At 43.6% G+C, this 20,860-nt stretch carries 8 protein-coding genes; 4 read left to right on the forward strand and 4 right to left on the reverse strand.

The features are described 5' to 3' along the window. Positions 1-21: 21 nt before the first annotated feature. The 4 genes from GJS45_RS01140 to GJS45_RS01155 form a co-directional block, all read right to left on the reverse strand. Positions 22-4,320 (reverse strand): PDC sensor domain-containing protein, encoded by a 4,299-nt coding sequence (locus tag GJS45_RS01140; protein WP_162339610.1) that lies wholly within the window; start codon positions 4,318-4,320, stop codon positions 22-24. Between the two features lie 263 nt (positions 4,321-4,583). After that, positions 4,584-8,891 carry a hypothetical protein gene (locus tag GJS45_RS01145; RefSeq protein WP_162339611.1) on the reverse strand — a complete coding sequence of 1,436 codons (4,308 nt, stop codon included), beginning with the start codon at positions 8,889-8,891 and terminating at the stop codon, positions 4,584-4,586. A gap of 12 nt (positions 8,892-8,903) precedes the next feature. Continuing rightward, positions 8,904-14,303 (reverse strand): hypothetical protein, encoded by a 5,400-nt coding sequence (locus GJS45_RS01150; RefSeq protein ID WP_162339612.1) that lies wholly within the window; start codon positions 14,301-14,303, stop codon positions 8,904-8,906. A 122-nt stretch (positions 14,304-14,425) separates the two neighbouring features. Next, positions 14,426-15,088: a LuxR C-terminal-related transcriptional regulator gene (locus GJS45_RS01155; RefSeq protein ID WP_162339613.1), complete on the reverse strand. Its 663-nt coding sequence runs from the start codon at positions 15,086-15,088 to the stop codon at positions 14,426-14,428. Positions 15,089-15,315: 227 nt separating this feature from the next. Here GJS45_RS01155 and GJS45_RS01160 point away from each other — a divergent pair, with 227 nt between their 5' ends. From GJS45_RS01160 to GJS45_RS01175, 4 genes are all read left to right on the forward strand, one after another. Beyond that, on the forward strand, positions 15,316-15,540 hold the full coding sequence (locus tag GJS45_RS01160) for an MbtH family protein (RefSeq protein WP_162339614.1): 225 nt from the start codon (positions 15,316-15,318) through the stop codon (positions 15,538-15,540). A 60-nt stretch (positions 15,541-15,600) separates the two neighbouring features. Next, positions 15,601-17,775: a polysaccharide lyase family 8 super-sandwich domain-containing protein gene (locus tag GJS45_RS01165; RefSeq protein WP_162339615.1), complete on the forward strand. Its 2,175-nt coding sequence runs from the start codon at positions 15,601-15,603 to the stop codon at positions 17,773-17,775. A gap of 160 nt (positions 17,776-17,935) precedes the next feature. After that, on the forward strand, positions 17,936-19,249 hold the full coding sequence (locus GJS45_RS01170) for a sulfatase-like hydrolase/transferase (RefSeq protein ID WP_162339616.1): 1,314 nt from the start codon (positions 17,936-17,938) through the stop codon (positions 19,247-19,249). A 931-nt stretch (positions 19,250-20,180) separates the two neighbouring features. Beyond that, positions 20,181-20,813, forward strand: a complete 633-nt coding sequence (locus tag GJS45_RS01175) for a response regulator (protein WP_162339617.1) — start codon at positions 20,181-20,183, stop codon at positions 20,811-20,813. Positions 20,814-20,860: the final 47 nt, after the last annotated feature.

Consider the following 20,860-nt stretch of genomic DNA (forward strand, 5'->3'; position numbering starts at 1 on the left):
TAAAGGGTTTTCAAGAAACGGCTACTCTTTACTAAAAGAAAAAATGCCACTAAGCCTAAGTAAAAGGGTAAAAACAGCCGCAATGGAACCGAGTAACGCATTCATATCGTCCAAAACATGAATTTTACCAAATGAAACAAAAAGTATTAGGCCCAAAATAACCATCAAAAACACAGAAGAGGTAACACTCCAGTTTCCATTCTCTTTAGAGGCCAGGTCATTTTTCAAAGTAATATCACTATCTACCTTGGTGAGAACGAAATTGGTAAAACTGGCATTCATTAGCCGAAGCGAATCATCATATACTAAAATCCCTTTGTGCAATAATTCTAGAATACCATTTACATTATTTGGATTAACAAATCCATCCATTGCGATATCATAAACAATATACTGCTCTTGCTTTGAAAGCGAGTTCCAAACAGAAAAATAATAAGGATAGGCTATTTCCTGAATATTAAGAATTAGTTCTTCATCACTTATCTCGGTAAACGGCGACCTATTAAGTTGACCGGAATTATCGAGATCCTTTTGATACCGTAAATTGATTTTCCGGAGGTAGGTCCCATGGTTCAATTCTGATTTCAGAAACGGAAATGGAGCCCCGGCATCCTTTATGAGTTTATCGTTAGCCTCTAATGGAATGGTAATATTGTAAAAGCTACCAAATAGATGTAGCCATTTTCGATAATCATTGGTAATATCATCAATCAGCTTTCGTTTTTCAATATAATCACCGCTATCCTTCTTAAAATCAACCTTAAATTTCCGAATTTGATCTTCATAATATTCATGGATTTTCATTAAACTAATCTCGGAGCAAATGATTACCCTAATGGCTGAATTGGAAATAAGCCTTCTGATAATGCCTAACTTAATTTTGTTCAACTCAATATTCTCATAGGAAAATTCAAAGTGTTCTATAAAAATAATTAGCTGATGGGATGTGGAACTGGTCCCCAAGTCTGGTTTTTCATAAATAGCCTTTCTAAGAACGGAAAGTTCTTCGCCGGAAGCATTGAACAATACACTTAAATTAATTTGACAATTAAGTTCTTGAAAAATAAAATAATCATTTTTATACTTTGGCTCCGTAAGATCCTCACAAAAATCAGCAACAAGGAGCATATCCATACTAAAAAATTGATCCGGAAATCTGGATTTTAGGTTATGGTAAAGGTGAGAAATGTGGGAGGCATTTACACCCGTAAATAAAATATTATTATAGGCATCAAACCCTGGTAAAGAGACATTTTCCTGATCGGATTTTTGACTTCCTAATTCTTGAATGGCTGATCTTCGCTGTTTGTCAATTTCAGAATAAATATTACCTAACTGATTGGAAACTCCTTCTAGTTTATTATTGAAAACTAACCTTTTGGCGTAGGTATAAAAATCAAGGCCATAAATCTTATTGATTGTAAAATTAAGAATTAGATACAAAATACATATAAGCAATATAAATAAAAAAAATAATGGCAAATTTTTAATAAAGGATGGGTAAAGAATGCCTATTGGTTCTTCCATAAATACATCCATCAAATCGTTCCTTAATAGAAATAAACCGGCATCCTTCACTTTAAATAATTCACTATCCAAAGTATCTGAGCCAATAGAAGCATTGGTAATTTGTCCGTATTGATTAAACGGAAGCCTAAAATTAGCATACCAAAAAGGAACTCTCTGGTTAATTTTACTTTCAGATTCGGTAGTATCTCTTACCGCTGAATCAGTTAATGTCAATACGGATGATCTACAACTATTAAAAAATAAGAATGTAAGGCTATCAATTTTCATTTGATCGATAAAACCATCTATATCTTCAATATTTGAAACCAGCCTACCGTCCTTTTCAGAGATAAATTGTGATTTTTTTTCGAACTCCCAGTTTTTAATTTTAAAATCAATATTTTCAATTTTACTCCTAAAAGCGAGAGCATCTTCAACTCTTTGAGCTATAGAATAAAAAATTATTGGAGGCATTAACGTAATCAAAAACAATAAGGATAAAATAAATAGTTTATAGACAGAATATATGTCTGTAGACAATGATTGATTTGAAAAATTAGAATATATCTTTTTAAATAAATTACATACTCTTCTAGATACTACCAAATTGTATAAATTAGAAATAAACAGGCCGAGTAGCACCATATCAACGAATAAATAAAAAGAAGAATCTGTTGACAGTCTAATTTTTATAATCATTATAAATATAATAATGGTCACCATAAAGTATTTAAAAATATTATTTCTAAAAATGGAAAAATGTTCAGCGATTTGATTTCTAATTTTTAATAAATATTTTGTTACGCTCCAAAAATTAAAAATAATTATAATAATGCAGGTACTTATTATAGAAAACATCAATAATCTAATGTTATTTTGATAAAATACCCAATTGAGAATTAAATATAATATTCCTAAAATGTTCATTGAAAGCAAAGACCCATACAAACCTTTAGCCATATTTGTATCATCCGTATACGGTCTTAACCAAAAAAACAAAAATCGCTTTTGTCTAATTAGACTAAACTTACCTGTAGTTGAAAATAGAACAACGCTTAAAAATAACAATATCGCCAAAAAAATAATTTGAAATACAATCGTGGAGGAAATAGCTAAAGAATTAGATGAATCTATATATTCACTGTCTAAAAATGTTGCTAGATAGATATTATTAAAGCCATGTACTTTATTCATATACATGTAATGTTCCTTATCCATGTACCTAATCTTATCGTAAGAGGAAGAATTAGTAGCTAAATTATAATTGAACGTATTATCCGTTTCTTCAAGAAAATTTTCATTTAAATTTCGATTTTTATCAGAATGAAAAATGGTTTTTCCAGTATGGTCAAAAAAGCAAAAACCATAACCTTCTTCCAGAATAGGGTTCATTATAGAAACCAAAGATAGGCTGGTAGCCAAGACCGGTAGGCTATCTACCCCACTTTCCAACCCTAACCCCATCTCATAATTTCCGTCACTTACAGAACGTATGGATTCAAACGAAATATTTTCTCCATTAAAATTAAACGTATTCTTATTGGGTATATCCATTACATAATTTCGATGACTAAGGTCGTATATCAGATTTGGCTCTTTCTCATTACTCAAATATATACGTATTTTTCCATTTGGGTCACACCAAAAAATAGAATTGAAATATTTATATTTGGAGATTTTATCAATTTCCTGAGGTAAAGACTCACTCTTAAAATTTTTGATGGCTGCATAGTAGTTAATATTAGCTTTTCCTGAGTGAATGGTATCGATATCTTTAAAAAATTTTATATTCTTTAGGTCTCTTGGGAAGCTTGTACTGTCTATTTTGACGGTATCATTATTTATTTCCTTTCTAATATGGCCCAATAGATTTGTAATATTTGTCAATTCAGAATTAAAGTTTTGAATTATTTTGGAATGAAAATCTTCTAGGTTTTTTTCAGTTTGGGCACCGATGTTTCCAAAATGGTAGGTAAAAAACATTATTACCAATATGAGCACGGTTGGTAATAAAGAAATGGATACCCCCGTAAGGAAGATATCTTTTAAAGATAACCGTTCGGAATGACTCATGACCCATAGTTTCATAAAAGGCAATGCATGGATCAATAATACGGTTAAAATTAAAATGAAGGAAATTAAATAAATGGATACCTCTCTCTTTTTATCGTCGTAAGCATCTTTTGAAATGTATCCGGTAAGAAATATATTAAAATCCTCATCATTTATATAGGAAATATTAAAGGCTTTATACTGATTATAGCCAAAGTCAATTTCAAAAATGCTTTTTGAGGTGTATTTTCCTTCTAACGAATCAAGCGAGATTATTTGACCTTTTGGGTCATTTATATATAGCATTGAAAGATCACTTCCATTCCCATTATTTTTAAATTTAGTAATGGACACGAAATCAAATACATCTCTTCTTTCGATCAAGGGGTTTTGAAGGATTTCGGCGTAGCTTCTGTTTTCCACAGAAGGTTCTTCATTTCGGCTTGTTTCACCAAGGGACTCTTTATTTCCTGTTTCATTGGTGGAATCAGGTTCTGTATTTTCTAATTCGAATACCAGATTATCTGTGTGGAATTCAATCTCTTTTACGTTCGTGCCCTTCTCATTCCTGATAATTTTTTTTTCGTTTTCTAATAGGTTTTCGATGTTTCCCTTGATTTTTTCAAGGATCCGCATATTATTATTCACTAATTTCTCCTCATTCCGTGGAACGTAAACGAAGAAATAGTAAAAAAATGCCAATGAAATAAGGATCAGGGTTGAAAGCAGTACCCAGGCTTTATTGGAAATTCGCATCATAGAAAATGGTCAATAAAAGTTACGGTCAAATACAGCCAATTTTTGGTCAAAGGTCAAGCGCATTTTTCACCAAAAAGGAATCCCTTTCTTGATTTTAACCGGAAAGTATCTGAATTGTCTCTGGTAGGAAAACAATTAGTAGGTTGAGCTTATTGGCATAGAATAAACTTTACATCAAATCTTCTTTAATGTATGGTTTTATTTACTTATAATCAAGGGCTTAGAATTAGTGTTTTACGAATAGCGAGTATGCAATGGGATTATTATTCACAATCCTTGCAACAGATATCCGGTACCTTAGTCAGGCGAGAACTACGTAAGATACGGTGATGCCCTAATTCATCGCTTACCGGGCTGCTGTGGTTTACCGTGCTGGCAGCTTTGGAAGTATCTGAACGGAACCGCTGCCGATAGCTTTGATTAAAGGCTTCCCGTTGATCTGCGTTTATAAAATTACTCGTTGACTCGGCTACCAGGGCATCGTCCAAACCGGACACATGGTCAAAGACATTTCTAATTTGCGGCAATACTTCTACAACCACTACGCTCAGGGATGCGTCGGTAGGTAAACCATACAACTGTAGTAAGTGACTGATTTTTTTATTTGACCAAATCGTGGTTCCATATTTGGTGGCACTTTTGTTTTTATTGGAAGCCGTTTTAAGTTTCAGGAATTTACTGGCCTCCGATATACCCTGGCCTTTGAGTATTTTTACTGCCGCCTGGTTAAGAAGTTGCAATTGCTGATTCGTGTACGGTTCCCCTGTATTTCGCTGGGATGGCGGCCTAATCTGTATTCTCCAATCCAAGGGCTGGTCATCCAATAAGATATTACGGTAATCCTGGTTATCCACCCGCGTTACCTGCGCATAGAGCAATGCCCATAACTCCGTTCGTGGCGGATCCGCCGTTACATTTTTACCCTTATGAACAGCTACTGCATTGGGAGCGGTTACCCAAACCTTTTCTTTATCCCGATTGGGTACACAGGCCAGGACAGGAGCAGGATGCTGAATCCCCTGCATTTTTAAACGACGGCCAAACCTGCCTTGAGCGGTGGTCCAAACCTTTTCTGCCGGATCGCCCTCATCGACCGGTTTCCGCTCGAAATGACCTACTCTAAATTCATAGGTAAAAAACCCAAACATTTCATCGCTGTGGGCATGAAGACCTGGTGGAAGCGGCAGGATGTAGTGTACATCGCTATCTTTGCTTTTGAGCATGGGCTGCATGGCGTTCAGGCCAGCTAAATCATTGGAAGAAGCCGGAGAAACGATCCGAATGGGTTCCGGATCTATTGGTAAGGAGGGTTCCTCCGGTGCCAAAAATAGGGACGGATGATTATTGCTGATCAACTGATCCGGTGCCTGAGCCAGGACCCGTGCAAAATAACAATCCTGAGGATCTTCCACCGGTTGGTCGAACTCGATCCACAAATAGCGTTTTCTGGATTCGCTATTTGCATATTTTTCGTCCCGAATGTAAGGAGACAGCGCATAGCCAGCCGAAACAATTTTGGGCACCTGAGCAGGCGGGCTGGTTATGGGTAGGGTCATTTCAATGGTTTCCAATGCATCATTGGTTGCTCCGTGATCTGGTCTGAACCGGGCTTCCAGGCTGTAGCTCAGGTCAATGGTATCCGGAAATGCTTCCGTGTCCTCGCGTTTGGGCTCCACGGCATCGAAAAACACTAATTGGCTACTGTTTCGCTGCGGTCCGTCCAGGGATTCGAACGAAGCCGTGCGAATCATTTTGAGTTTTCCTGCGATTACGTTAATTTCTCCTTCCTCGGTATCGTGGGTAAATTTTTTGGATCGTCTTACCCAAAAAGCTTCTGTCTCGAGGGCTTGCCACATCCAGTCCCGATCCAGTTCATAGTTTAAACAACATATCCAATGATTGTACAAATCGCCTTTGGAAGCGAATGTAATGGAGGAACCATCCGGAGCGAGGCTATGCCGAATGCGGCTACTGCATCCAAAAACCACGCGTTTTCCCTTGGGTGCGTACAAGGTTAGCCCATTGCTTTGCAGGTTTAGCCGATCGGCCAGTTGTTGGATGTTGCTGTATTGTCTTTCCTGCGATTTTCCTAAGAGAATGCTATTCCAGGTTCCATCAAATACCGTGATGGCGTCAGGGCGCATGTAGATCCCCTGCAGGCTGGGCACTCCTGCCGACTGCACCAGCAAATTGGTTTCGTCCTGGGAAGGCTGGTAGAGCAATACAGAAAACGATGCTCCGTACCGCACGTCTATATGTGGATCTGATGCATCTACTATTCCATAATATTCCGCCGTTTGCGAGTCGGTTTCCTTATCCTCACAAACCGCCCGAATAGTCAATCTTGCCGTCCTGGCGGTGGGGAGAACCAGTTCAGCAAGTTGGTCGATATCGTCCTCCAACCCCAGATCCTGGGCCAGGTTTTGCATCGCTCCGGTCTGTAAGACCTTGTCCGTACCCTGAATATCCCGGTAAACGATGGGAATATTCAGGCTTGCCTCGTATTGGTCTTCGTTATTTTCTATGGCCGGAAAATAGCGATAGGTAGTATACAAATGGACATAATCATCTTTTCCACTCAAACTATCCAATTTATCCAACTTTAAGGTGGCTATTTCTACGATAATTTCCACCCGGTCCACATCCGGATCCGCAATACCCAATCCCACCCGATGTTCCGCATCCGCGGCTTCAGGACTGAGTCCAAGATTTGATTGATTCAGCAATCTGTTGATGGGATCACTGTATTTGCCGGTATAGACTACTGCGGGATAACCTAATTTAGGCCTGCGAATGGTCAATGCATTCAAATTATTGGGTCCGTCAACTCCAGTTACGGGGTGTACGTCAGCGTCGGTGGCATTCGGGTTTGACTCTATTTCCTGTATCCTGGGTTGGATGGGGGCTATAAATCGTTTAAATCGGCAAAATCCGATATCGGATGGTGTCTCATTGATGGGTTGTCGGTCTATGGATGGTACCCCTCCGCTAATATCCTGCATCCTTACCCTGAATTCATATGCTTCTCCGTACCGCAGCCGAGCATTCACGTTCCCGGCCTGATAGATTTGATTGAGTTGGTTTTGAGCTGCGCCCGTGACTCCTGTACCCGTGGTCACCGGATTTCCATCCTTGTCTGTTGCTGGCTGCCCCCCCGGGTCGGCATCCAGGTCGGGATGGGTATTTTGATACACCGTGGCGGCATCTGCATCAGGCAAAACCATGCTATGGCCGGTCCAATTGGCAAAATACATGGGCAGCCAATACGGTTGCGGCTGTCCGGTTACCTGCTCGGTCCCGTCTAGCTGCGTAGGGTATACCTGGTAGGGCAGGTCACCGGCAAAATCTCCGAGTACAATGGCATCATCCGGATTGGCGGGATTTCGGCTTAATGAAAATGTATTCCGATTGCTTACCCAATTCAAGGATTCCCAGGGTCCTTGCTCCTCGCCTTCCTCAGCCTGTTGCCGCACGTCAATGACAAATCCATGAACTCCGATAGGGGCATCCAGTCTTTTGACCGAGCCATTGACACTGGAATCTACGGCGAGTTGGCGGATGTACCACTGCAGCAACTGCAAGTCATCCCATCCCAACTGAATACCCGAATCCGTAAGGGGATAAGCACCATCTGCTTCCTCTATTAACGGATCACGATGGGGTGCCTGATGACAATGCACGGTTTTGGCAAATCCGTCGTCATAAATAGCCGTTTCAATAAAGAGTTCATCGTAATTACCATCGTGAACACTCTGGACTGGGTACAGCAAAGGGGCAAATACCTGTCGCGGCTCTCCGGGTCTAAGGATGGGAATCCGCGCCGCATACCGTTTAATAAACGTATTGTCAGCGGCAAACTGAGGGCTAAAACTACTGCCATCTGCGAGGTCCAGATACAAAAAGCCTCCTTCGGGAAAAGTATCCGCGGCTATGGGCAAGTTAAACGAATAAATAAATCCCGCTGCCCTGGCCAACAAGGGTTGCCTTAAAATGTGAGCAAACACTTTGCCCCAGCTAATGGAGGGGCCGGTTTGTTGAAACCCCTGGTGAAATTTGGCCCCTTTTACGGCACAATGGTAGGTATCGTCGGTAAAGGCATTTTTACTATTGATGGCCTTTAGCCCAGTCGCTTTTAAAAAAGTTTTAGGTAAGTGCTTATATACGGAAACGTTCCGGGGACGAGGAGCTTCAAATTGCCTGGATGTTGGAATATTGGCCAGGCTCGCATTGGAATTGACCATGTTGAGGTCCAGAATCTGCAAGTGGTTGGCCATGGCCTCAAAAATTTCCCGGGGATTTCCTGGAGATTCCGTGATTACCGGCAAGCCATTTACCAGGGGCTGCGGTTGCGGCAACGGATTGGTACCAAAACCCTGTACGAGCTGTGCGACAAAAGAAAAACTGGCATCGGCAAAAGCTGCTTCAGCATCCGGAATGGCAGGTGCCTCCCCGGTTATGATAGGATTCAAGGGGTTATGGTCCCGCGGTATTACGACGATATTTACCTGCAATTCGTTTCCGTCAAAATATTGCGGAAAGGTCATGATGGAAAGTCTTTGGTTCGGATTCATGGTAAAAGTAAATTAGGCAATCCTACGCTGTTCCTGCCAGGATTCGGTGAAACTAATATTAATGATAAAGGCGATGCTGATATCCAGGCCAAAGGTAACCTGACACTGCATGTCGGTTCTGGACGCTCCGCCACCCAGTTCTTTTTTGGAATAGGTGCCTTTCGCTTCGATGCGAATGGTAATGGAGACAATCCCCCCGAGAATTTCCGCGTGACCCTCAAAGAGTAGAAATGCGGACACTTCCACGACCCCTTCAGCGATGAAAATCTCGGCTCCCACTACGAACAGCACACTGACATTTCCTGCCACGGGAAGGCCCACTACGATTTGGGCACCAAAGCCAAATTTCATGCGCAGCGAAGGGCCTATTTGGGTGTCTGCAGCGATATCCACCTCTGCCTGGCCGATGGCGTAGATTGTAGCCGCCGAAACCGAAACGCACATCACCGAAAGTCTCCCGTAAAACCCCAACACCCCTCCGGCAGAAGGAAGCAACTCATCCGTGTTGCTGGTAACTTTCAGGGCGGCGTTAAAGTAGGCTCCGATCTTCAGGCCTGCTTCCAGCTTGAATGGGGTATTGGGATCGTTGTATACCGCATCAGGCACTGGAAACCGGATTACGGGTATTTCTTTAGAGGCTTCAAATTTGTATTCCCAGCTACCTGCCTTATTGCTCATGGCCAATTCCAGACCGTTTTGAACAGCTTCCCCGTAATTTCCTTCTTGCAGGCTTTGAAGAATTTCCAGCAGGTCTATTAATGGATCCAGCTCGGGTGCAAATTCCAAATCGGGTTTGGGATAGGTGGCTTCCTTACCGTTTTCAGAATCCCAATTGCCTCGAATGGTCATTAGCCGCTCAATACCGGCCAGATCAATCACCAGTCCGATATTGTTCATCTTGCTTTTCCAGCTTTCCGTTACCGAATTGATGTCAAAGTCCAGCGAACCGGGTTCTTCCACATTACCGTTTTTGTCCTTTTTGTCGTATTCGATGTAAATCCGGAAATTACCGTCCCCCACATCAATCAACTCAAACTCAGTGGGCAGGTCAAAAAATTCTTCCGGATTATGTAGCAGCTGGAGCCCCTGCTCTTTGACATTATTCAAGGTATCCTGGATGTCCATTAGTTCAAAAACATCCTGTCCCAAATCCTGAAGCGCGTTTAGATTAAAAGGAAAGGAACCATTCTTCTTCATCAGAATGGCCTCTCCCAAAGTTAACGCTGAGAAGTCATCTCCTGCTCCAATATTGGGGAAAATGCCCTTGGTATTGACAATACGGAAGGCATCGACGAATAATGGCGGTGTTTTACTAAGGAGCTTTTTAACTCCATTTTGAAAAGCGGGTGTCAGCAACAATGCTTTCTGAGTATCCGTGCTTTGCAAGAAGCCGTAATTTACCGTCCCGTTGACGGGTTGTCTAAGCAGCTCCAGGGGTTCGGCTATTCGGGTAAGTACATTGGCTACCGGGGTATCGATTTTAACCCCATTGCCATCTTTCACGATTTTACCATTACGAATGACCGGAATTCCAAAATTGGGAGGAACAGGACTCACATCCCCATTGCTGCGCTCGTGTCGGACCATGGACCAGCTACCATCTTTGGGAAGCAAAACGTTGCCCCTGCCTGCGACGCAAAAAACCGGGTCCGTGCCATTTTGGTCAAAGGAATTGTTGAAATCAAAGTGACTGAACCGCATTTTCTGGCTACTTCCTACCAATTCCACCTCGCAGTCAATGGGTCCTCCAATCGTTCCCTGTCGCTGCACAAGCTGCTTTAATGCGGTGTTATTTAAGGGGAACCCTTTTGGACCCAGTTGGACAAAACCCAGAATCCTGCTGGAAGGAACCAGTGCTTTTTCGCCTTCCGCCGTAGGTTTGGTTTGCATTCCGGACACCACTCCTTCTATCTCCACATCCGCATCAAAATATACCGCTTGAAGACTGACATCAAAATTTTGGGGTATTTTGACTTCCATCCCCAATTGGTCTACTGATTCTTCGAAAAGCACGTTTTCGTTGAAAGGAGCGACTTCCTGTGTTTCCACAATGTTGGAAACATTGTATAGACCTCTGACCAAGCCCGGATGGATATCAAATTCAGCCATTTTTTCTACGGCAATAAGCTGGGGCTCCGGATTTTCCGGAGGGCCACCCGGGAAGGCTGGATTGGGTTCATAGTAGTAATACCTAAAATCAAATTTCCCATCGCTCTCTGCCCGCCAGCCACTGTCAAAACGATAGACATAACCCGAGCTAACCCGGAATAGCGTGATGGTACGCACTACCTTTATGGCCCAGGGGTACAGAATACTTTTAACCTGAATGATTTCGTGAGAACACCGCCCCATCATCACGTCAAATTTTGCCTGGCTGGTTTCTGCTACTGCTGCTTTGGTATTCAGCCAATTACTTAACATATTGGCACCATATCCACTCAGATCCATCCGCGTTACGGGCACACCTCGCTGCTTGTACAGTTCAAAGGGGTAATTGCTATCGTAGTAAAATTCCCGATTAAAAATCTCCGTGACACTCCCTCCGAGGGTACTGTTTCCGGTAGCATTGCCAAGGATATCCAGCACATTGTTGATTTGCAGGGTACTGCCCATAAACATCTTGCTATCCCCTTCCCTCAGAGGGGTACCTGCGTCCATGCGCAACTGGAGACCAGACTGCACCTCCCCGTCAAAGTTGATTTTGGTTTCCCTTAGATTTCCTCCCTCCCTGTCTACGCTATTGAACCGATAGTTTTGGGTAAGCAACGCGGCGGCTTTCATGCCGAAGGGCAGTGTAAAAAAGGAAAACGCCTGGAAATCCTTCTCATTTTTTCGTTTTTCGAGTAAAAAATCAGTCAGTGGAAGTGGAGCCAATACCACGTTTTCATCGCTATTGTTGGCGATCCGCGTCGGCCCTCCATCATCAGGGTAATAATTAAAACCACCAGCAGGGTCTCCGGGGGTGGGGCCATCGGGTGGCGGCAGGGGTGGGCTCAGGTTAATCACGGGTTCCCAGGAGATCTGAGGTACGGTAAAGGCCCGAATATTTTGCCCGGCACTGACCACGTCCAGCCCCTGAACCCGAAGGGAGAAAAAACTATAGGAAATTTCCCCCGTGGTTGGATCCCGTTCGGTTTCCACACGGAATTCCCGGCGATTTAGCAGGTCAAAGCTGATACCAAACAGATCTGCATTGGTACTAACATCCAGGAGGGCAAACGCATCCCTTCTATACCGGCTAGTGTCCTTTTCCCATTGACTCCCATAATCGGGCAAGGGCCTGGGTGCTGTACTGGCAGCATGCGTAACAATCCCCGAAGATTCAGTTGATTTTAGGGCTTTTGACGGCCCCAGGCGATTTGAAAAACGTAGGGCAGAAAGCCGGTCCCCCGGGCTATCCGAATCGGAAAGTGTAAATGCCGAGAAAAATGGATTTTCGACAATTGCGGAAAAATTTCCCGTACCGGAAAACTCGGGCACCGGAGCTGTATCACCTTCCGGTTGATTCAGAGAAGTGCCTCCAAAGAGCTGATCCAAGGGTGAAAAATGAAATGAAACCAGTACCTTATCCCCGGATGCCGCCGCAGACCAGGCCGTTCTACCCACGAGCCAGCCCTGCAGGGTCGTTCCAGCACCGCCAGGTACTCCTGCAAGATCGCCTCCAAACTGACTTCGAGCCAGCCCCAGATTGGCAGCATAGGGATCGGGCAAGGTAGGAATGTAAGCCAGCAAGCCAAATGATAAAAACAACGATCCTTCAGTCACTTTAGCGAAAGTCTCATTGAGTTGGCCAAATAATAGGCAACCATTAGGCTGGGTGACTTTAAAAAGGGCATTGCTCATGGCCAGGGCCATTTGCTCCGGAAGGTAGGGGTCCTGATTGGTAATTTCAGCGGTATCGGCTATCAGGTTATCGTCATAAAGGTAAACCAATCGGTTTGCCGCCGTGGCGGATAAGACCAGCAGCGAACGCCGGGATTTCACCAAGGGCGGAGTACCGTCTACCTTAACCGGTCGATCCACCTGAAAATCAGTATCACAAAACCGCATCAACAATTCGCTGCCACTAGCATGGCTGATGTATAATAGCGGCCCGGCTTGTGGAAAAGTAAGTGCCACACGGGAAGGAATAGGCTGCCCTTCTTCTTTCCACAGCTCAAGCGATTGACTGGCATGGGGATTGGCTACACTAAAATCTGCCAGGAGTAATTGGCCATTACCGGCCAACAAATGGGATTGGGATAGCTGGAAGCCGCTTCCCTGAAGGCCCACCCATGAATTTACCAATCCCGGACCGGTACGAACGTATAGCTGTCCGGCCCCCTCTGGTTCCGTCGGTTGAGTCAAGTCGAGCTGGGTAAGGGGTAACAGCCAGCCGCTGGCCTCTATAGCTGCTTTATTACTTAGAAAGTTAAAATCGGACTCGTTTTGCTTTATATCGATTTCACCGTCGGAAGCCTGGAAAGGAATCTGGAGGCGCTGGAGTGCTGCATGATAATTTAGAGGTTGGTTTTTGGTCCAGCTAAAGTTTATTTTTTGTCCCATCAGGCTCCATCCTGCCCGGCCGACCCGGTTGATAGTTGCCGTATTACTTGAAATGGTAAAATCAAAGCGCTCCGGGAAATTCAGCCGCATAGACGCGGCAGCTTTACCAAAGGGACTTTTGGCTTTTTTTCCTTTGTCTGCCGGCTCCTCCGGTTGCAAGGAAACATCAATAGTGGCATTAGCCGGTACAGTTAGTTTGTTTTTGAGGTTTTTAGCGGGCTGGCTAAGTTTAATCGTCCCTCCCTTAATGGTCATTCCCGTGTAGGATCCGGCTGGGGCATTGGCCGAAAGCAGCCGGGCATTGATCCAGATACCTCCCTGAGGCAGCTTAAAATTTTGTTGCGGACGTATTAATTTTTTATCGTCCACCTTCCTTTTTTCTGTACCCTTGTTAGCCTGAAATAATAGCACCGGCAATGCAATCCCCTGTTTGTAAAGTGCCGTAAAGCTGCCAATACGAAAAAAATCAAACCAAAATTGCCTGCCATCAATCCCTTGGAAAGGACCAATGGTTTCATCCACTTTTGATCCAGCTGACCATTCGGCCACCGATTGAGGCACCAGTGAATCCCTAAGCGGCACTTCCCTGCGAAATACTTTGAAGCTGGTATCCGGATTGGATGTTTTACGGGCTTTTTCGATGTTTTGGACCGCTTTTTTCTCGGATTCGGTCAGCGCATCTAAATGATACAAATCTGATTTTTCTATGGAAAATGGATGGGGACGTACTGATTCGGGTGTTCCCTCTAAATGAGATCGGGATAATAATTTGTTTAATTGTAGGGAAGCTTTTTTGTCTGCCTTGGTCGTCAGACTCAGAGGTTCCATCAGTCCGGACAAAACGGATTTTCGGATTGGCTTTTTCATGGAGATGGGGTTTGCGGCTAAAAATAATATGGCGTTTTCAACTGATTTATAATCAGTTTGTTACTTAAAATAAATGTAACGGGATAATCGGAAAACCGCAATCCCCATTTTGGGGGATTTTTTTAAATAAAACCTGACTTGGAGGCTTCTTTAATGAGTTGAGCGGTGTTTTTTACGGCAAACTTTTCAATCAGATGCTTGCGATGAGAAATAGCTGTATGTACGCTGATGTAGAGTCTTTCAGCTATTTGCCTGGAGGAAAATCCCTCTCCAATCAGCAAAAGCACCTCCATCTCCCGATTGGATATCCCACCCGTTTTATGCTGTACGGAAAAACGAAATAGAGAAAAAGTATTTTCTATTCGTTCTTTGTTGGTTACATCATATAAGTAACTGATTATAAGCTCATTATATGACTTCATTAAAAAAGATACCTGGTGCTGTATCAGGTACCATTTCCGAAAAGCATCTTGGATATGGTAAGAAAAAGAAGGAACTGAATTTCGTCCATTGAAAAATTCCGGGTTTTGAATGATGGACTCGAATACGGGACGAATTCCAGCTAATTCATCAGGCCTGATTTTTTGAAACCAAAAATCCCAACCTCCCCGAACCATTTCTTGCCTACTGTAACCAAGAATGGATTTAAAGGAGTCATTATGGTACAAAAATTCCTTACTGCGCTTATCAAACACACTGACCATTAGGTTTTTTTCTCCTTCACAACACGTTGAGAGGGCCTGAATTTCTTCCGGGGACAAAACGAATTCTTTTCCTGATATCATCCGTTCAGGGTTAAAAAGCGAAGGTGTTATAAATTAAGTATTTAAGCTTAAAAATAAAAATTTAATTGGAAAAACCGGTATTTTACGGACCACTTCCTTAAAACAATTTATACGATAACGTCCATGACTAACCATTACCTCCCTTGCTTTCATTTTAACAGGATAATGACTTGCATTCTTTTGAATATTACGTACATTTAGTAGTGAAACACTAAAATCATTTATGTATGTGGGACGAGGAAAATACGCCATTTCAGGTGGTAGTCAACCATGAGGAACAATACAGCATCTGGCCGGCAAACCGGGACCTTCCTCTGGGCTGGATGTCAGTGGGAAAGGAAGGGAATAAGCAGGAATGTCTGGATTACATTGAAGAAGTCTGGACCGATATGCGCCCGCTTTCCCTTCGTAAAAAAATGGAGGAAATGGCTAAAAACCAGCAGCAGAGCTAGTAACACCAGCTGTTTCCTGCCCCGCAACGATAGCCATTGCTAACCCAAAATACCCCTACTATGAGAACTCCTTCGACAGGCAGGATGCTGCCGGTCATTTTTATGCTACTGCTACAGTCATTTATCAGCCTTGGCAGTGAATTGGATACCATCCGAAATCGAGTGGTGGCGGAGTTGATGACCACTGCTATTTCTGAAGAGCGGGTAAAAGACATTCTGGATCGGATGGATTCAGATGGTTCCTTTCCAGCGATCGACTATGAGGATCTAAGTAGAACGGCTGGATTTCCACATCGACATCATACGTCTGATCTGGTTTATTTGGCGAAAGCCTATTCCATTCCTTCCTCCCCCTATTTCCAGGACCCGGAACTGAAGGAAAAAATTACCTTATCTCTGAAATATTGGGTAGACCATGATTTTGTTGGTGATAACTGGCACAACAACCAAATTACCACCCCCACCAATCTGGTTAACCTGATGCTTCTGATGGGGAATGAATTACCGGAGGATTTGGTGGAAAAAGCCCAACCCATCATTGGCAGGGCCCATATGGAGGCCTCTGGTGCCCGTCCCAGCGGGGATCGAATCGTTATAGCTGGCATTTTGGCTAAAAACCTGCTCTTTACAGGAAATAGAGAAGCTTTTGACGAGGTCATTTCCATCATTGCCAACGAAATCAAATTTTCTACGGGAGAGCGGGGCATGCAGCACGACTATAGCTTCCACCACCGGGTAGATCGGGTAAACAATACCACCTCTTATGGCTATGGCAAATACGCCAATGCCTTTGGCGAATGGGCAGACTATGTAGCCGGAACTTCCTATGCTTTTGACACCGACCGGATCAATCAGCTGGTGGATTATTACCTGGACGGCGTCTACAAGCAACTGGTCTACGGTATTTACGAAGACATCAGCGTAAAAAACCGGGCCATATCCAATCCATCCACCTTCCAACCTAAAGGTACGGTCGAAATTGAAAGGCTCTTGCGCAGTACCGATTACCGCAAAGAGGAGCTGGAGGAAATCATACAGCTTCGAAAAGGCGAGCGCTCACCTACCCGCGCTTTTGCGAAATTTTTCTGGCAGACCGAACATTTTGTGCTACAGCGACCGGATTTTTATACTACCGTGCGGATGTTTTCCACCCGCAACCGAAACATGGAAATCCCCTATAATGGTCCGGGGATCACCACGCACCACCGGGCGGATGGCACCAATTACCTGTTATTAAAAGGGAATGAATACCATGATATCTGGCCCGTATACGACTGGCAGAAAATATCCGGCACCACCATTCTTCAAAAACCTGAATTACGCGGTCCCGATGATATCCAAATGGATGGATTGACGGATTTTGTGGGTGCTGCCGAGGACGGGTATTTTGGTGCGGTAGGCTTTGATTTTATCAGCCCGCATGATAGTATTCGAGCTAAAAAAAGTTGGTTTTTCTTTGACCGGGTATACGTTTGTCTGGGAGCCGGAATTGCTTCGGATAAGCCCCATTCCGTAGCCACGACGGTGGATCAGGTCTTGCTCAGGGGCTCGATCCGGGTACAGCAACAGGACAGCGATCCCCGGGTCTTACCTGAGGGGGAACACAAACTGGAAGATTTAGAATGGCTGTACCATGATGGAGTCGGCTATTGGTTTCCCAACGGACCTACCCTGACGGTTAAAAACCAGGAAGAGAGTGGAAGCTGGGCCGACATCACCGATCAGAAAAATGTTTCCACCAAAGAGTTCCGAAAGAAAGTTCTGACCGCTTATTTCGATCACGGTATTCGGCCTCAGGAAGCGGGATATGCCTACCTGGTCGCTCCAAGAATCAATCTGGAAGAGCTGGCTTCCCTTTCACAGTCCGGATTAACCATTCTGGCTAATAATCAGCGGTTACAGGCGGTGCACCACCCTGGTCTGGAGCAAACGCAAGCCGTATTTTACGAAGCAGGTACCCTTTCCCTGACCGATGGAGCCGAAGTGACCGTAGAGCAGCCGGGAATTGTACTGATTAAAAACGATGGCAATTCCATCCAATCGCTGACCGTAGCAGACCCTGGTCGGAGCAACAGCGAATTCAAAATAAGCTTGCCCGGCAAATACAAACCAAGATCCAAGGCAGTAAAGGCAACATGGAACAGAAGCACCAATACCAGCCTAATCACCCTGCAATTGCCTGATGGTGTTTATGCAGGGCAATCCGTTACGGTAGAATTGAGGCCTCGCCAATGAGGTTGTCTACCAACCGAGCATCGAATTTACCCAGATGAAAGCGGAAGTAGATTATTCCCGGATTGATGCATGTCATCATTGGAAAATCTCCGAATTTAGGTTAGCTTAATCCCGTAAAAATAACCGTTTAAAGAAAGTTATATCATTAATTCCCCTCATTTTGAAACCAAATTCTCTTTTCTTCCTTCTCTGCATTTTACTGGGTATACCGGGGACGATACCTTCCCTTAAAGCCCAACAGCCCCCCAATATTATCCTGATTTTTGCCGATGACCTGGGCTATGAGGTCTTGCCAGCCTATGGGAATAAAGAACATCAAACGCCCTCACTGGACCGCATGGCTGCCGGAGGAATGGTATTTGAAAATGCCCATGCCATGCCCTTGTGTACCCCCTCCCGGGTAAAACTCATGACAGGGAAATACCATTTCCGCAATTACATCGGTTTCGGCCTGCTGGATCCCAATGAGAAAACCATGGCCCACTGGCTTCAGGAACAGGGCTATGCCACCTGCGTGGTCGGTAAGTGGCAACTGTATGGCAATGCCCGACAGCGGGAATTGGCCGGGGGAAAGATTGGCAGCCTGCCGGAGGAAGCCGGCTTCGATTCCTATCGGCTGTGGCAGGTGAGCGATTTTGGGTCCCGGTACAAAGACCCCTTGTTGGAAACCAAAGGCAGTGGACTGGAAAAATTTGACGGGCAGTACGGTCCGGACCTTTTTACCGACTATCTGGAGGATTTTGTAGAGCAGCAGGCAGGTGATCCCTTTTTCGCCTATTTCCCCATGGCGCTGACTCACGATCCCTTTGAGCCTTACCCCGGTTCCCCTGATTTTGCATCCTACGATCCCCAGAAGCGGGTAAACGATCCCAACTACTTCCCCGGGATGGTGACCTATATGGACAAGTTGGTGGGACGGATTATCGACAAGGTGGCCGAACTGGGCATTGCCGAAAACACGGTGATTCTGTTTGTAGGTGACAACGGCACCGACCGGGATGTGGTCACCAGGTTTAAGGGACAGGAGTTGCGCGGAAACAAGGGCTATACCAACGATCTGGGAACACATGTGCCCATGTTGGCCTATTGGCCGGGGACCGTCGCTTCGGGCAGCAGAAATGAAAATTTGATCGACCTGACGGATTTTTTACCCACTTTGTTGGAAGTATCCGGCAAGAAACCCAATGCCTTGCCCGGACCGCTGGATGGGATCAGTTTTTACCCCCAATTGACGGATTCCGGGTACACCGGACCGGTACGGGAATGGGTATTTTGCCATTACGACCCCAATTGGGGCAATTTCAAGCCCCGGACCTTTGTTTACGATACCGATTGGAAGTACTATGCCGATGGGGAAATTTATGATCTGCGGAGCGATTTGCTGGAAACGCGACCGCTCGATTTTGCAGCGTTGGATGCCACCGGTAAAAAAGCGATTCGCAAATTCCGTAAGGTGCTAAAGCAGATGCGGTAGTAGACGGTTGCGAAATTATGAACCATATAAGGCATTGAAGGGCAAATAATAAGTGGTTTAATAAAGGAATCATATCAGGCATATAAGTGGGATCTAAGACAGAAAAATAACCTTTATCTTGATTTACAATTGGATATTGTACAAAAAAATAGGCAGCAATCCATAATATCAAAAAAGTCTTATATGCCCTTATATGGTTTATAAAATTAGAGGCGTTTAAGATCGAAAATCACCCTTCCCTCGGTTTAAAAGTGCGTATTACGCAGAAAATTATCAAAAAAACTTATATGCTCTTATATACCTTATATGGTTCAAAAGAAGGAACTATATGAGGCACTTATGGGCATATCAGTGAGAGCTAAGATAGAAAAACACTCTTTCCGTTGCTTTATAGGTTGGTATTGTATAAAAACAGCCAACAAAATAATATTATTAAAAAAGCTTATGTGTCCATATGCGGTGAAACGCCAAACCTTGAGGGAAATAATAGATCAATTGGCTATAAAAAAGAAACCGAAATGCCTTTAGTACAGTAAATTTTTCAATTGGATCGGATGTGTGGGGAAATGGGCTATTCTCGTAGAAAAATGTCATACTTAAAGGCTCAGAAATGAGAATATCACCATGTTTCTACCCATGTGTAGTCCCACAGAACTAAAGTACCTAATCAATTGGGTTCACGTCCCCAGGTTTGCAACCCCTGTTCGTAAAGATTCGGAATTACAAATTCCAAACAGCACCTTCTTTCGGCGCTTCAGACAAAATCATCAAACCATTATACCATCAAATTATTTGCTTTTTTTAATTTATTTTTTAACTTTAAATAACCGATAGTCAGTGACTTACCAGCCAATTTCAATAACTACCTGATTATATATTTGGGATTATCCTTTGTTGCCCATCGTTTTTAATGGATTCAAATGCTTTTATTATGGCACCTATTAAAGTTCTACTATGTATAGACGATGCTGATAGTGGGGAGTGTTTAAATGATTTGTTGAAAATTTTCAAGGATTTCAATTTTGTTGGGGTCATTTACCTTAGTAAAGCCATTTTATCCGAGATAACTGTTCTACAACCTGAGGTGATTATCATGGATATGGAATTACCCGGAAATTCAGGTATTGAAAGTACCCGAAGGATAAAGGAGCAATTTTCCGATATCCATGTACTTTTTTATACCATTTATGAAGACGAGGACAAATTATTTGGTGCACTTCGTGCCGGAGCCAGTGGATACTTGCTTAAAGGGTCATCAGCAAGCTTCCTCAGGGAAGCCATTTTAGAAGTTATGAAAGGGGGCTCCCCCATGTCACCCTGCATTGCCCGCAAAGTCATTCAGCATTTTCACCAGCATCGAAATAGTGCTAAATACCCGCTCTGTGACCGGGAAAGGAATATCTTGAAATTTTTAGTAAAAGGACTCCCCACAAAGATCATTTCCGGTAAAGTGTTTCTTTCTGAGGATGGCGTGAAGAAAAACCTTAGAAACATCTACAATAAATTAAAGGTAAATTCCGGAAAAGAAGCTGTTGCCAAGGCTGTACGGGAAAGGATCATTTGAAATTTACACTTTAGTGTACTTTTTATAATTCTATTTTTTTGTAATAC

Source organism: Cyclobacterium salsum (assembly GCF_010119245.1).
GTDB classification, from domain to species: domain Bacteria; phylum Bacteroidota; class Bacteroidia; order Cytophagales; family Cyclobacteriaceae; genus Cyclobacterium; species Cyclobacterium salsum.